This window comes from Streptomyces sp. SD31 (assembly GCF_052068475.1).
GTDB lineage: Bacteria > Actinomycetota > Actinomycetes > Streptomycetales > Streptomycetaceae > Streptomyces.
In genome coordinates, this window is the sequence record NZ_JBQHCX010000050.1 from 1 (window position 1) to 1,117 (window position 1,117).

1 protein-coding gene is annotated in these 1,117 nt (G+C 67.3%); it reads left to right on the top strand.

Annotation, left to right across the window (positions count from 1 at the left end; genetic code table 11):
• Positions 1–1,117 (top strand): amino acid adenylation domain-containing protein (locus ACTMVF_RS42355; RefSeq protein WP_441276424.1); only part of this gene is annotated, 1,117 nt, incomplete at both ends.

Here is a 1,117-nt window from a genome sequence, read left to right on the forward strand (position 1 = left end):
TGCCGTTGGATCCGGCGAATCCGGATGAGCGGCTGGCGACGATCCTGGAGGATGCGGCCGCGCCGATCCTGGTGACGCAGCGGGGCATGGTCGACCGGTTGTCGTCCTTCACGGGGCGCCTGGTCGTGATCGACGACGACCAGGCTGTGATCGATGCCTGCTCGTCCACGGCGCCGGTCATCGAGGGCACGGCGGACGATCTGATCTATGTCATCTACACGTCGGGTTCGACGGGCAAGCCGAAGGGTGTGGGTCTCAGTCACGCGAATGTGCTGCGGTTGTTCAGCAGCAGTGAGCGGCACTACGGCTTCGGTCCGGATGATGTGTGGCCGTTGTTCCACTCGTACGCGTTTGACGTGTCGGTGTGGGAGATGTGGGGTGCGTTGTTGCACGGGGGCACGTTGGTGGTGGTGCCTGCGGGGGTGACCCGGTCGCCGGAGGAGTTCTTGGACCTGCTGGTGGAGGAGCGGGCGACCATTTTGTGTCAGACGCCGACGGCGTTTCGGTCGCTGGCGGCGCTGGCGGGGGAGGGTGATCCGCGGATCGATCGGCTGGCTCTGCGTGCGGTGATCTTCGCGGGTGAGCGGTTGGACCTTGGTGAGCTGCGTCCGTGGACGGACCGGGTCGGTATCGAGTGTCCGGCGCTGGTGAACATGTACGGGATCACCGAGACGACGGTGCACTCCACCTATCACCGGGTCACGGCCGAGGATCTGGCTCACCCGGGGCTCAGCCCGGTCGGCTACCCGCTGGCGGATACGGCGATTCATCTGCTGGACGCGCAGGGCCGGTTGGTGCCGGTTGGTGTTCCGGGGGAGATCTATGTCTCCGGTCCGGCGGTGTCGCGCGGGTATCTGGGGCGTCCGGAGCTGACGGCGGAGCGGTTCGTGCCGGACCCGTTCGGGCCGGCGGGCTCGCGTCTGTATCGCAGTGGGGACCTGGCCCTGCGCCGCCCGGACGGGAGCCTTGAGTCCCTGGGGCGTATCGACAAGCAGGTCAAGATCCGTGGTTACCGGATCGAGCTCGGCGAGATCGAGACCCGGTTGCGTGAGCACCCGGCCGTCAAGGACGCCGTGGTCGTCGCCCGCGAGAGCCAGCCCGGGGAGAAGTCCCTGGT